The sequence below is a fragment of the Proteiniclasticum ruminis DSM 24773 genome, assembly GCF_000701905.1.
Lineage (GTDB): Bacteria > Bacillota > Clostridia > Clostridiales > Clostridiaceae > Proteiniclasticum > Proteiniclasticum ruminis.
In genome coordinates, this window is the sequence record NZ_JNKC01000007.1 from 97035 (window position 1) to 110444 (window position 13410).

The 13410-nt window shown below is 42.2% G+C and carries 11 protein-coding genes, 1 tRNA gene and 1 other annotated feature; of the genes, 9 read left to right on the forward strand and 3 right to left on the reverse strand.

What is annotated here, in order from left to right:
• Positions 1–86: 86 nt before the first annotated feature.
• Positions 87–177: transfer RNA gene (locus tag T487_RS0109740), tRNA-Ser, on the forward strand.
• Positions 178–442: 265 nt separating this feature from the next.
• Here T487_RS0109740 and T487_RS0109750 read toward each other — a convergent pair.
• Positions 443–1363: a PfkB family carbohydrate kinase gene (locus tag T487_RS0109750; protein ID WP_031576820.1), complete on the reverse strand. Its 921-nt coding sequence runs from the start codon at positions 1361–1363 to the stop codon at positions 443–445.
• A 367-nt stretch (positions 1364–1730) separates the two neighbouring features.
• Positions 1731–1980: a binding site (T-box leader), on the forward strand.
• A 65-nt stretch (positions 1981–2045) separates the two neighbouring features.
• Here T487_RS0109750 and T487_RS0109755 point away from each other — a divergent pair.
• The 7 genes from T487_RS0109755 to ade all read left to right on the forward strand — a co-directional run bounded on the left by T487_RS0109755 (position 2046) and on the right by ade (position 9929).
• Positions 2046–2828: an amino acid ABC transporter substrate-binding protein gene (locus T487_RS0109755; RefSeq protein WP_031576821.1), complete on the forward strand. Its 783-nt coding sequence runs from the start codon at positions 2046–2048 to the stop codon at positions 2826–2828.
• Positions 2821–3462 (forward strand): amino acid ABC transporter permease, encoded by a 642-nt coding sequence (locus T487_RS0109760; protein ID WP_051651646.1) that lies wholly within the window; start codon positions 2821–2823, stop codon positions 3460–3462. Before T487_RS0109755 ends, T487_RS0109760 begins: the two co-directional genes overlap by 8 nt.
• Positions 3459–4073, forward strand: coding sequence for an ATP-binding cassette domain-containing protein (locus tag T487_RS0109765; RefSeq protein ID WP_031576824.1), 615 nt, complete (start codon positions 3459–3461; stop codon positions 4071–4073). Before T487_RS0109760 ends, T487_RS0109765 begins: the two co-directional genes overlap by 4 nt.
• A 76-nt stretch (positions 4074–4149) precedes the next feature.
• The gene (locus T487_RS0109770) at positions 4150–4944 is read left to right on the forward strand and encodes a putative ABC transporter permease (RefSeq protein WP_162178245.1); all 795 of its coding nucleotides are present in this window, start codon (positions 4150–4152) and stop codon (positions 4942–4944) included.
• Positions 4945–5192: 248 nt separating this feature from the next.
• Positions 5193–5801 carry a superoxide dismutase gene (locus T487_RS0109775; RefSeq protein ID WP_031576828.1) on the forward strand — a complete coding sequence of 203 codons (609 nt, stop codon included), beginning with the start codon at positions 5193–5195 and terminating at the stop codon, positions 5799–5801.
• Between the two features lie 259 nt (positions 5802–6060).
• Positions 6061–8061, forward strand: coding sequence for an alpha/beta hydrolase family protein (locus tag T487_RS0109780; protein WP_031576830.1), 2001 nt, complete (start codon positions 6061–6063; stop codon positions 8059–8061).
• Positions 8062–8195: 134 nt separating this feature from the next.
• Entirely contained in the window at positions 8196–9929 is a 1734-nt protein-coding gene (ade, locus tag T487_RS0109785) for an adenine deaminase (RefSeq protein ID WP_031576831.1), read from the forward strand.
• A gap of 60 nt (positions 9930–9989) precedes the next feature.
• Here ade and T487_RS0109790 read toward each other — a convergent pair whose 3' ends face one another.
• Positions 9990–10472, reverse strand: a complete 483-nt coding sequence (locus tag T487_RS0109790) for a hypothetical protein (protein WP_031576833.1) — start codon at positions 10470–10472, stop codon at positions 9990–9992.
• 208 nt (positions 10473–10680) lie between these two features.
• Entirely contained in the window at positions 10681–12111 is a 1431-nt protein-coding gene (locus tag T487_RS0109795; RefSeq protein ID WP_031576835.1) for a DEAD/DEAH box helicase, read from the reverse strand.
• 296 nt (positions 12112–12407) lie between these two features.
• Here T487_RS0109795 and T487_RS0109800 point away from each other — a divergent pair, with 296 nt between their 5' ends.
• Entirely contained in the window at positions 12408–13271 is an 864-nt protein-coding gene (locus T487_RS0109800; RefSeq protein ID WP_031576837.1) for a DUF368 domain-containing protein, read from the forward strand.
• Positions 13272–13410 lie beyond the last annotated feature (139 nt).

Here is a 13410-nt window from a genome sequence, read left to right on the forward strand (position 1 = left end):
AGAATAGGCAATTTCTATTGACAGTTTGTCCTTTGCCTTGTTATAATGTGTTTTGTGGTAATTGAATATTAGATTGCTTCAGTTGTGGAGAACTACTCAAGTGGCCGAAGAGGCGCCCCTGCTAAGGGCGTAGGTCGGGTAACCGGCGCGAGGGTTCAAATCCCTCGTTCTCCGCCATAAAACCATCTCGTTATGAGATGGTTTTTTTGTTTCTTTCTCCAGAAGCAATCCATACTGAAAACAGAAAAACCTTGAAAGGCAAATTCCAGGGAAAAGAAATCGACCCAAGCTGACTTATATATTTTATCTGCAGCCAGACAGAATCATTCTTGTCCTGAGGGAGCACCCTTAAGATCTGTATAAGAGAATCAATTCCAGATTATCCTATAAAAAAGCCACCTGCATGGAGTATCACTCCTCAGGTGGCTTTCAGCTTATCAGTTTATTTCTGAGCGCTCAAGAAAGCTTCAATTTCTTCCTTCGTAGGAAGCGATGGCTGTGCTCCAAGCTTTGTACAGGTAAGAGCTCCAGCAGCATTGGCAACTCTTGCCGCCTCTCTAAGATCCTTTGTTTCCACAAAAGCTTTGGCAAGAACACCTGTGAAGGCATCTCCGGCAGCAGTTGGATCTACTGCATTGATCTTGAATGGAGGGACGATTTCATCATATTCTTCCCCATACAAATATGACCCATTTGCACCCATCTTTAGCACAATATACTTGGCTCCGTTTCTTTCTTTTAGAAGCTTTGCCGCCTCTCGTGCACTTTCATGGTCTTTAGGGTAAATACCAACTAAAGCTTCTGTTTCTGTCTCATTTGGTGAAAGGATTGTTACTGGTGGGAGACTTTCCAGGTCATACTTCTGGGCAGGTCCTGCATCAAGAACCGTGATTATCCCCTTCTCATTGGCAATTTCTATTGCTCTCCTGTTTGTTTCAAATGGGATCTCGAACTGCAGAAGTACTGCATCAAAAGGATCTCTGAATGCTTCTTCCAGCTGATCTGGAGGTGTATTCATATTAGCACCAGGGAAAATAATCAATCTGTTCTGGCCGCTGTCTTCCAAAGTGATGGCAACAAATCCGGTATTAGCTCCTTCTCTTTCAATGACGTAGTCTGTTTTTATGCCGGCTTCTTTCCACTTGTCCAGAAGATACTGTCCATTGGCATCTTTTCCTACCGTTGAGTAGCAGGCAACCTCTGCTCCTGCTCTTCTTGCTGCCACTGCAGCATTACTGCCTTTACCACCAGGTGCATTGCTGTAATCATGGCCCAGAACACTCTCACTTGGCTTAGGGGCCCTTTCACAGCGCAAAATCAGATCCATCATGACACTTCCAACCATCAGTATACGTGCAGACATTTTCCTACCTCCTAATAAATAAATTCACTTTGGCTTTACAGTATCATAATGAGAAATTTCCGTCAATTTGCACTCTCCTCTCAGATGAAGGTGCACCACAATTTGAAAACACGTTCTCTCATTGAGACACAAGCATTTTAGAACTACAAATCTTCTCTTGTGATCTGCTTCCAGGGTTTGGACACAGAAATTTTATATATTGCTGTGCCGATTGCTTCCTTATTCGATGAATCATAGGAGTTTGAAATTTTTCATGCAACAATTTGCGATATGACGCCATTTGAAAACCTTTTTATTTTTCAAAATGGTAATTTAAAATAAAATACTTGCATTATTTTTTTAGGCATTGTAAGATGACAACAATAATTTAACTGCATTGAAAAGAAATAGTATCTTATGCAAAACTATCAGAGAGTTTTTGGTTGGTGTGAAAAAACAGTGGCGCATTTGGGAACACATCTTTGAGCTGTACCTGCAAAATTTCCAGAAAAGTAGTGGGTACCGGGAATCCTTGTCATCCGTTATCAAGACTAGAGTATGATTGTACTCGATGAGGTCAGGCACCGTGAGGTGTTTGATGAAATAAGGTGGAACCACGAAGAGATATCGTCCTTAGTCAATTTTGACTAAGGGCTTTTTTTTATTTCAAAGAAGTTAAATCAATAAAAAGGAGGACACTATCATGAAAAAACTAATTCCAATTCTACTCGGACTCTTACTTCTCGCAGGTTGTGCAGGAGGCGCAAAAGACGAGGATACCTTTGATGCTTTGATGGAGAAAGGTGAAATTATTGTAGGGCTTGATGATACTTTTGTACCCATGGGGTTCAGAAACCCTCAAGGTGAGCTCGTTGGGTTCGATGTGGATCTGGCTAGAGAAATCTTCACGAGAATCGGTCTGACGCCTAAATTCCAGCCCATTGACTGGTCACTTAAAGAAAGTGAACTGAACAGCGGAAACATTGATGTGATTTTCAATGGATACACCATCACCGATGCCCGCAAGGAAAAGGTCAACTTCTCCACTCCCTATATGGAGAACACACAAATCATCATCACCTTGGCCAGCTCCGATATCAACACCAAAGAAGATCTCAAAGGAAAAGCTGTCTCAGTTCAGAAAGAGTCCAGCGCCTACGATGCGGTTTCAAAGGAAACTGACATCTACGAGTACCTGAAAAATGGTGAACTAATTACTTTTGACTCCAATCTGGACCTGTTTCTTGATCTTGAAGCAGGAAGAAGCGATGCCATTGTTCTAGATGAGGTCTTTGCAAGATACGTTCTTCTCAGTAAGAATATTGAAGACTACAGAATTCTTGAAGATAATTTTGGAGAAGAAGAGTATGGCATCGGCTTCAGAAAGTCTGATAAGACCCTTCTTGAAAAGACCAATGAAACTCTAGCGGAACTCATAGAAGACGGAACCTTCGATGAGATTAAAAAGGTGTATATCAATGATTGATATGATCATAACGAGTTATCCTTTGCTTTTGGAGGGTCTTTCCCAGACCCTCTTCTACTTCATCACCACCATGATCACATCCGGACTTCTTGGACTTCTCGTGGCGTATCTTTATACCCTGAAGCCCCTGAAACCAGTGCTGTCCTTCTATATCTCCGTGGTACGAGGAACTCCGCTCCTTCTTCAGCTGATTTTTATCTATTTCGGTCTTCCTTACTTCGGTATCACACTAAGCAGAATGAATGCGGCTCTTCTCGGGTTCACCTTCAACTATACCGGCTATATTGCTGAAATTCTTCGGGGTGGAATGGAGAGTATACCGAAAGACCAGAAGGATGTGGCTTTTGTTCTTGGATTCAGCAGAAGATACACTTTTTTCCGGATTCTTCTGCCTTTAGGGATCCGAAACAGTTTCCCTTCTTTAGCCAATGAAGTGCTGGTGCTCCTGAAGGACACTGCACTGATCTATGCTCTCGGGCTCAGTGAACTGATCAAAGTCTCAAGAACCCTGGCCAACATTTATGTTTCAGGTACCCCTTTCCTCATTGTAGGGCTGATCTATTTTACTTTAAGCTTCTTCTTGGAGAAAGGACTCAAGAAACTTGAAAAACGAATGAGGAGGGTTACATTATGATATTCCAGGCAAAAAACATCAAAAAAACCTATGGCGATCTCACCGTACTTGAAAATCTGTCCTTTGAGGTGGACAAGAATGAGATTGCTGCGATTCTGGGCCCTTCAGGAATCGGAAAATCAACCCTCTTGAAATGTATTGTTCAGCTGGAGTCCATTGACAGCGGATCTTTCATCCTCAATGGAGAAACACTCACAGAGAAAAACAGGACTCAAGTGGGCCTGGTCTTTCAGTCTTCCTCTCTCTTTCAGCACAAAAATGTGCTGGAAAACCTTCTGATGGCACCACGCTATCATAAACTGTATGACGATAAAGAACTGCTTTCCATGGCAGACAGCTATCTGCAGGATTTTGGCCTGCTCGATAAAAAGTTTGCATACCCCTCAGAGCTTTCAGGGGGACAGAAGCAAAGAATCGCCATCATCAGAGCCCTTCTTTTGAAGCCCCTTCTACTGTGTTTTGATGAACCCACCAGCAGTCTGGACCAGGAGAATAAAATGCTTCTTCTGGACATTCTGCAAAAAATCAAAAAAGATCATGCGATCCTCATTGTCTCCCATGATGAGGACTTCATCGAGAAGATTGCGGACACAAAGATTCAGCTTCGTTAGTTTTTTTACATATTTTTAAGAAAATCAGCTATACTTGAAATAGAGAACACTCTATAAGGACGTGATGTATGTGACTTTGATTGCTTATTTTCTCTATTTCATTATTTATAGTTTTCTAGGATGGCTTTATGAATCTATTTTATGTTCCATCACTGGAAAAAAGCTTGTGAACAGAGGTTTTCTCAACGGTCCCGTCTGTCCTGTCTATGGATTTGGTGCACTATTGATTGTACTGGTTTTCTACGGAAAAGAGACCAGCCTCCTTCCACTTTTTCTCTCCAGTATGGTTCTGACCAGTGTCGTGGAGTATTTTACTGCCGTTCTATTGGAAAAACTCTTCCATGCCCGGTGGTGGGATTATTCCGGACGTCCTTTTAATATCCATGGCAGGGTTTATCTGACTGGAGCTTTGGTTTTTGCTACCTTATCTGTGTTCATCATAAGATTCCTCCATCCTTTTGTGGAGTCCATGATTGGAACCTTATCCACTGGTTCAAAAACCACCATCTCGTTTACTCTTTTCCTCATTCTTCTGATCGATCTTTTCATCACCGTCAGGCATCTTCTTCTCCTGCGTCTTCGCATCAGCGCTGTACGGGATGAGTTTGACAGACTGGTGAAAGAAGGAGAGCTGAAACTGGATGAACTGCGGCAGATCCTTCAGACCAAATTGGAAGGCACAGTGCTGTATACCGATCGGGTAAAAGCTCTGTTTCAGAAAGGCCGCTATCAGAACAGGCGAATTTTCAATGCCTTTCCAAACCTTACCGCTTTAAAGAACAATGAGATATTCAGCAAGCTCAAAAGCAGTTTTCTGGAAAACAAGAAAAAACTGGATGACAAGATCCGAAATTTCAATAATCATCTGTGAGAAGCTCCATCGGGGCTTCTCTTTTTCTTTTGGTTTCCGACCTCCAACCCCATAGAAGTCAAAGGATCCATGAACTTTGTTACAAATAAATGAACAATATACAGATTGACCGTAAATTTAATTGTATGCTATTGAATTTTGTGTTCGGTTAGTTTATAGTAAAGACATACAGTTAATAACCGCTCCCACTACAGGGAGTTTTCTAGATAATAAATAATCGTTGAAAACAAAATTGGAGGAATGAAAGAATGAAACATGAATTACCAAAACTACCTTATGAGTACAGTGCACTGGAGCCTTATGTGGATGCAGAGACCATGGAGATCCATTACAGCAAGCATCATCAGGCTTATGTGAATAATCTGAATGCAGCTCTTGAGAAGTATCCAGAGCTACAGGAAAAGGACATCAAGGATCTCGTTGCAGATCTTAATGCAGTTCCAGAAGATATCAGAGGCGCTGTAAGAAATAATGGTGGCGGACACCTCAATCACTCCATGTTCTGGAAGATGATGAAGAAAGCAGAAGGACAGGCTCCAGAAGGAGAGCTCCTGACAGCGATCAATGAGAAGTTCGGAAGCTTTGATGAATTTAAGAGCGTATTCGCAAAGGCTGGCGCAACAAGATTTGGATCAGGTTGGGCATGGCTGGTAGTAAAGGATGGAAAGCTTGATGTGGTATCCACACCAAACCAGGACAATCCGATTACAGACGGACTTACACCAATCCTGGGACTTGATGTATGGGAGCATGCATACTATCTGAAGTATCAGAACAGAAGACCTGAATACATTGAAAACTGGTTCAACGTAGTGAACTGGGACGAAGTTGCAAAACTTTACAGCGAAGCAAAATAAGTAACCCCTCAAATTGATATATATTTTAACTGGCCTATGATGAAAAATCCTGCTGTTCCCCCGGCAGGATTTTTTTTTGCCTTATTTTTTGGGCTGTTCCCTCACAGAATCCCTCTGAGGAAGAAGATTCCAAAATCACAGAAAATGCATGAAATGAAATACAGAATATGAGACGAAAATACAGATGTTCCTTTCCTTTCAAAACCTTCTGTCAATTTTACGGTAAGATAAGGATAACTAATGATTTCTGGAGGAGTATATGAGAAAGATTACACTAGATGAGTTTAAAAATTATACCTTTCTGTCTGGGATAGACCATGCCCCAGGCGGTAAATTTGCCGCATTTGCAGTGCACAAAGTGGACCTGGATGGCAACAAATATCTTTCCAACCTTCATCTCTACGATGCGGAAAAAAACGCAGTCAGAAAACTGACTTCTTTCAATAAAGAGTCTGCTTTTAAATGGCTGAACGAAGAAGAGATTGTTTTTTCGGCCATCCGTGAGGAGAAGGATCAGGAAGACAGTGAGTCCCTCAAAGAATTCACCCAGGTTTATAAAATACATATACATGGTGGTGAAGCGGATAAATTCATCCGTTTCAACAAGAGAGTCTCCAGCTATGAGTTTTTGCAAAACGGCATGATTCTGGCATCTGTCTACTTTGACAACAATGCCAAGGATCAGCTGAGCCTGGATGAGAAAGAGCTCTCTATAGAGCTGAAGAGACTTAAAGAAGAAAAGGATTATGAAGTGCTGGAAGAGATTCCTTACTGGTCCAATGGAGGAGGTTTCACATCCAAAAAAAGAAACAGACTCGCTTTATTTGACCATGAAGGAAATTTCCAGAAGTACCTTTCTTCTGAATATACTGATGTAGAACTGATTAAACTCAGCAAGGACAAAAGCCATGCTGTGATCCTGTCCTCTACATTCACAGATAAAATGCCTCTGTATAATGAACTGTCCATTTTTGATGGTGCCAATGTGCTGCCTCTAGAAACCAAAGGACTTTCCCTGTCCTATGCTGATTTTCTAAGTGATACAACACTGATTCTCACCGCTACTGATATGAAATATCTGGGCATCAATGAAAATGGAAAGTTCTACAAATATGATCTGGAAAAAGGAGAACTCACACTGCTCACAGAAGACCTGGATATGTCCCTTTACAGCTCCATAGGCAGTGATGCACGATACGGTGGGGGAAAACAGCGTGGAGTTTATAACGGAGAGCTTTACTTCACAACAACAAAGGGAACAGATTCCCATCTGATGAAAGTGAATGGAGAGGGAGAACTTACAGAAGTGCTGGCAGAGGAGGGTTCTGTGGACTCCTTCAGCATTGAAGAAGGACATCTTCTCTATATCGGCATGAAGAATACTTCTCTTCAAGCGCTTTACGCTTTAGAAGACAGCTCCTCCAGGAAGATCACAACCTTTAATGATTGGATCCATGAAGAACTGAAACTTTCCATCCCTGAAACACTCTCTCATCCCCTAGAGGATGGCAGAACCATCGATGGTTTTATTCTGAAACCTGCTGAGTATGAAAAAGGGAAGAAATATCCTGTGCTTCTTGAAATCCACGGTGGTCCAAAAACGGTCTATGGATCGGTCTTCTATCATGAACTTCAGTATTTTGCCAGTGAAGGATACTTTGTTATTTTCTGCAATCCAAGAGGAAGCGATGGAAAAGGAAATGACTTCTCCGACATCAGAGGGCTCTACGGTGCCATTGATTACGAAGATCTCATGAACTTCACAGACCTCTCTTTAGAAACCTATGAGGATATGGATCCGTCCAATCTGTTTGTCACTGGAGGTTCTTATGGTGGCTTCATGACCAACTGGATCATCGGACATACCCACAGATTCAAGGCTGCAGCTTCCCAAAGAAGCATCTCCAACTGGATCTCCATGTTCAACACCACAGACATTGGATACTACTTTGCAGATGATCAGACTGCTTCTTCTCCATGGGAAAACCACGAGAAGATGTGGGACCAGTCTCCGCTGAAATATGCAGATCAGGTAAAAACACCGACCCTGTTCATTCATTCAGAAGAAGACTACAGATGCTGGCTCACGGAAGGTCTCCAGATGTTCACCGCGCTCAAATATCACGGCGTGGAATCAAGACTTTGTATGTTCCGGGGTGAGAACCATGAACTCAGCCGCTCTGGAAAACCAAAGCATAGAGTCCGAAGGCTTACGGAGATTGATGAATGGTTCAAAAAGTTCCAGCCTAAAGAAAGCTAACGACGCATATCTCTAACACTCCTATATAGTTGAACTGGCTTCCCGGCCAGTTCATTTTTTTCATCATTGACAAACCGATCTCATTTCCCCTATAGTAATAAAAATCAGATAATTAAAGACAGGTGGTGGAGTTCTTGAATAAAAACAAGTTTCGTAACCTTCTCAGAAGTGCTGATGCCAGCATCCCTTGTGATACAGTGTTTACAGGTGGAAAAGTGCTCAGCGTATTCAGTGGAGTTCTGGAAGATGTTACATTTGCAGTAACCGATGGGATGATTGTGGGTTTTGGCGAAAGCTATGAATCCAATCACGTGGTGGACCTGAACGGAAAAATTGTTGTGCCCGGTCTCATCGATTCTCATATCCATATTGAATCCACTTTGGCTACCCCAAAGGAGTTTTCAAAAGCCGCCATCAGACATGGCATCACAACCGTCATCATGGACCCTCATGAGATCGGAAACGTTCTTGGCACCAAGGGTTTGGATTTTATGCTGGAGTCCTCGGAAAATCTTCCTGTTACTTTTCAGATGATGCTGCCCTCCTGTGTTCCCGCAACCATTCATGAAACTTCAGGTGCCATCCTTCGTGCAGAGGATCTGGCTCCTTACTATCAGAATCATCGTGTATCGGGGCTTGCAGAAATGATGGATCTTACTGGAGTAAAAACCACTCGAGATGATATCCTTCATAAACTAATGGATGCTAAAAAGCACCGGAAAACCCTGGATGGTCATGGGGCAGGTCTTACTCCCATGGACAATAACCTTTACCGGGTGGCAGGCATTTCAACAGATCACGAATGCACTACGGTAGTAGAAGCCAAAGACAGACTTTCCAAAGGGTTCTATGTCCATATCAGAGAAGGCTCCGTGGCGAAGAACTTTGATACTCTTTTGCCTGTAGTAAATAAAAACAATCATCACCGCTTCACCTTCTGTACCGATGACATCTATATTGATGATCTTTATGAAAACGGCAGTATTGACGCCATGATACGGAAAGCCATTTCATCCGGACTGGATCCCATAGATGCAATAAAAATGGCTACCCTCAATCCAGCCACCTGCTATCACCTCCAGGACTTGGGTGCAGTGGCACCAGGATACCAGGCGGATTTTGTAGTTCTGGAGAATCTGGAAAGCTTCCTTATTCACTCTGTGTATCAGAAGGGCCACTGTGTGTTTCAAGAAGAAGAGGTGATCTTCCCTTATGAAAACCACCCATTGCCAGCTCTTCCCCGCACAGTCACATTAAAAAAACTGACTCTGGAGGATCTTTCCATGGTATCAGGTACAGGAGTCCTGCATGTGATTGAAATATTATCCAACAGCCTTCTTACAAACCATCTGGTGCTGGAAACGCCAATAAACCAGGAGGTGTCCGTAGGCCCTGCAAACGATCTGGCAAAACTCTTTGTCATGGAACGTCATGGAAACCACGGCAATATGGGAAAAGGCATTGTCAAAGGATTCAAAATGAAAAGTGGTGCAGTAGCCACCACCATCGCCCACGATTCCCATAATCTAGTAGCTTTGGGTGTCAATGACGAAGATCTTCTCCTTGCCGTCCGAAGGATCGAGGAAATCGGTGGTGGACTGGTTCTTGTGAAGAATAAAAGAATACTGGCTGAACTCCCCCTTGAAATCGGCGGTCTCATGTCCAGTGCTCCCTTAGAGGAAATCACAGAAAAGCTTCATAAAGTCCGAGAAATGGAGAGGGTGCTCTTTGATAATCTGGACTTCAACCCCTTCCTGACTCTGTCCTTCCTCACACTCCCGGTAATCCCCACATTAAAAATTACGGACAAAGGACTTTTTGACACAGATCAGCAGACTTTCATCACCTTTGATGAAGATTTACAGTAAAAACTAAAGTGGATATGAGAAAAGACCTGGCACGCCAGGTCTTTTCTTTCTATAATATCCTTATTCTTTCAAATAACTGAGATCTTCTATTGGTATCTCTCTTTCCATAGACTCCGGATCTTCCATCCAGAGAAACAGCTCCTTTTCCAAAAAGCTGTAAAAGCGATCCCAGGATATGACTTTAAAGTTATGTGGAACATCCACAAGAGATATGGCCGAAAACTCATCTTTTCCATCTGTTTTACGAAGCATCAGTTCTACACCTTTATAGTCCAGAACCAGTATTCTTTGGGAGCTCATATCTTTGTGATCGAGAATTCCATGTTCGTTGCAGAACTTACAAAGATATTCAATGAGAGTCTCTCCCATACTGTCGATGCTGGTGACAGAGTATCGTCCGGCAATCCATCTGTACCATACATCATGGAGATTGATGAAATTAAAAAACTCATCATGATGGCTCAGCAGCCGCTTTAACGCTTTGATTTCCATCATTCTTTTTTCTTTTATCAGTTCTCTTCTTTTGTTCTCTTGAACTTCCATTTCTTTCACCTCAGGCCATTTTTAATATTCTAAAAATTCTCATACCTAAGTATATCATACTTCATGAAAGATAATAATAAAAACACGATAACATTATGTGAAAGTATTGTTTCAACCTCGATCTTATATATGAATGTCGAAGGAATCAAAGTTTTATAAAAAAAGAAGGACGAGAAATCAAATCCTGTCCTTTCTGTACACAAAATATCTATAATTTTTTCGCAAGTTCAACTTTTAGGGACTTCCCTTTGATCTTCCTCTCCTGGAGTCCTTTTAAAGCTAGGGTTCCCTTCGCATTCAGAATATCAATATAGGACCCTTGGTCCTCCACGGTGATGATTCCAATATCCTCTTTGGAAATACCCTCTATGGAGCATAGTGTTCCCACAATATCAATGGCTCTGATTTTCTTTTTCTTCCCACCATTGATGTAGATCTTTGTAATATCCTCATGGATGCTTTTCTTCTTTGGTCTTGATCTTCTGAGGTTCTTCTGGAACTCCCTGAATCCATCTTTTTCTTCCCGGAAGGGTTTATAGTCCATTTCCTTGGGCTCATCAAAACGGTATCCTACAAACTCCTCCACTTCATGCACTTTTCTTTCATCATATTCAGTGACAAAGTAGATGGCTTGCCCCTCTTTGAAATGCCTTCCCACTCTTCCCTTCCGATGCACATAGCTTTCTTTTTCAACCGGAAAGTCATAACTGAGTGAGATTTCAAGAAAGGACACATCAATGCCTCTTGCTGCCACATCGGTGGCAACCATATAAGGCACTTCCTTCTGTTTGAATCTTTTCATAGCCAGCTCCCGATCTTTCTGAAGCATGCCTCCATGAATCTTCAGCGCATCCACATTGGCCTCTTCCAGCTTTTTATGGAGTTTTCCACACTGTTCCTTGGTGTTGACGAATATAATCATTCCTTGGGGCTTTCTTCCATAAAGCAGTGAAAGAAGTGCCTTGAATTTATCCTTTTCTTCTACTTTATAATGGGTTTCCGTGATTTTCAGCTCTTCATCGGTGGTAGCCACAATGGTTTTATAATTGGGCGCTACAGATTCTGCCAAGGATTTGACTTCTTCTGTGATGGTTGCCGAAAACATCATGGTCTGCTTAACCCTCGGCAGATGTCCTATGATCTCCATCATTTCATCGTTAAATCCTTTATCCAGAAGCTCATCCACCTCGTCAATGATGAGGGTGTCGATTCGCTCACGGTCTATGGTTCCTCTTTTTAAGTGATCCAGCACTCTTCCGGGCGTCCCGCTGATGGCCTGATATCTGCTCTTCATATCCAGAAGCTGCTCTTTCATGGGCTGTTTTCCGTAAAGTGCCACACAGCGGAGCTTCTTGTATCTGCCCAGTGCATCATACTCATTCTTGATCTGAATGGCCAATTCTCTGGAGGGTGCCAGAATCAATGTATTGGCCTTCTGCTCTTCCCAGTCTGTTCTCTCGAGAACAGGCATAAGAAAGGCTATGGTCTTTCCACTTCCTGTGGAAGAAGCGCCCAGAATGTTCTCTCCTGCCAAAGCCAGCGGCGCCACTTTTTCCTGAATTTCCGTAAGCTTCAGAAATCCCAGAGTATTGACCGCCCTTAAAATCTCCTCGTCCATTTTTATGTCTTTAAATTCCATTTATTTTTATCTCCTATAGCCGCCTCATGCAGCTCCATATTACCTTTCAATCTTGTATCAAAAAAGCATCCCTTCATTATATGCAATTCTACGTTACATTGCAAATTTCTTTTCACTCACCGCTTTTGCTTTTCGATTGACTTTCAATTAGTTTCCAGTTTATATCTCCATCAGGATCCCTTCCTCAGAGACGAAATTTCAGAAAGAATTCAATCTAATTATACTGAATAAATGTTATACTATTAACTGTGTATTTTAAGTAATTGCACCCATTTTTAACTATCGAGGTATAATTTATGAAAAATAATAATCAGTTATTTACCATCCTAAAAGGTATCGTCATAGGGATTGCTAATATCATTCCGGGAGTCAGTGGAGGTACTATGGCTATTTCTATTGGTGCTTATGATGAACTTATCGGTGCTGTAAATAACATGCGTAAAGACTGGAAAAAGAGCTTTTTTACACTTCTTCCGTATGGAATTGGTATGGTTCTTGGAATTGGGCTTCTGTCTTTTGTCATAGAGAGTGCAATGAAAAATTATCCTTTTGTGACAGCCAGTCTGTTCCTTGGATTAATACTCGGAGGCGTTCCGATGCTTGTAAATAAAGCTAAAGCCTACCAGGTTAGAGTACCAGAGGTTCTGTCATTCGTTCTGATGGCAGGCTTGATTGTTCTTATGACTTTCACTAAAACCTCCGATGCGGTATCCGGTCCATTTTCGCTGGATCCTATTTCCCTGTTCCTGCTCTTCGTGGTAGGAATCATCGCTGCCGCCACCATGGTCATTCCTGGAGTCAGTGGGTCTATGGTCCTTATTCTTCTAGGATACTACAACAGGATTCTGGAAACTCTTTCCAATTTCATACGAGGACTGCTCTCCTTAAATATTAACGTAATACTGGACAATTTTATTCCGCTCTTTCCCTTCGGTATTGGCGTGCTCATTGGTATAGCATTGGTGGCAAAGCTCATTGAATGGCTTTTTGAAAACTATCCTTCCCTTACTTACGCGGGAATCATTGGTCTGGTTGCTGCATCCCCTGTTGCCATATTTAGTGAAATCAGTTTTTCCTCCCTTGGAATTTTTACTGTTGCAGCCTCCATCCTTGCCCTTGCTTCTGGTTTTTATATAGCTATGAAACTCGGAGAGAAGTGATCCGTTGATGTGAACTCCCCTAGTCAAGAAATGAGAGCCTCGTCGGTAATTTCGTAAAATGCAAAGGATTTGAAACATAATAAAAAAACACCCCGGAAGCTCCGCTTCTGGGGTGTTCTGCTATGAGGGTTATCAAAAA

Coding starts and splice junctions, on each gene's coding strand:
- T487_RS0109750 (WP_031576820.1), bottom strand. CDS start 1,363: ATGTCTGCACGTATACTGATGGTTGGAAGTGTCATGATGGATCTGATT.
- T487_RS0109755 (WP_031576821.1), top strand. CDS start 2,046: ATGAAAAAACTAATTCCAATTCTACTCGGACTCTTACTTCTCGCAGGT.
- T487_RS0109760 (WP_051651646.1), top strand. CDS start 2,821: ATGATTGATATGATCATAACGAGTTATCCTTTGCTTTTGGAGGGTCTT.
- T487_RS0109765 (WP_031576824.1), top strand. CDS start 3,459: ATGATATTCCAGGCAAAAAACATCAAAAAAACCTATGGCGATCTCACC.
- T487_RS0109775 (WP_031576828.1), top strand. CDS start 5,193: ATGAAACATGAATTACCAAAACTACCTTATGAGTACAGTGCACTGGAG.
- T487_RS0109780 (WP_031576830.1), top strand. CDS start 6,061: ATGAGAAAGATTACACTAGATGAGTTTAAAAATTATACCTTTCTGTCT.
- T487_RS0109790 (WP_031576833.1), bottom strand. CDS start 10,472: ATGGAAGTTCAAGAGAACAAAAGAAGAGAACTGATAAAAGAAAAAAGA.
- T487_RS0109795 (WP_031576835.1), bottom strand. CDS start 12,111: ATGGAATTTAAAGACATAAAAATGGACGAGGAGATTTTAAGGGCGGTC.
- T487_RS0109800 (WP_031576837.1), top strand. CDS start 12,408: ATGAAAAATAATAATCAGTTATTTACCATCCTAAAAGGTATCGTCATA.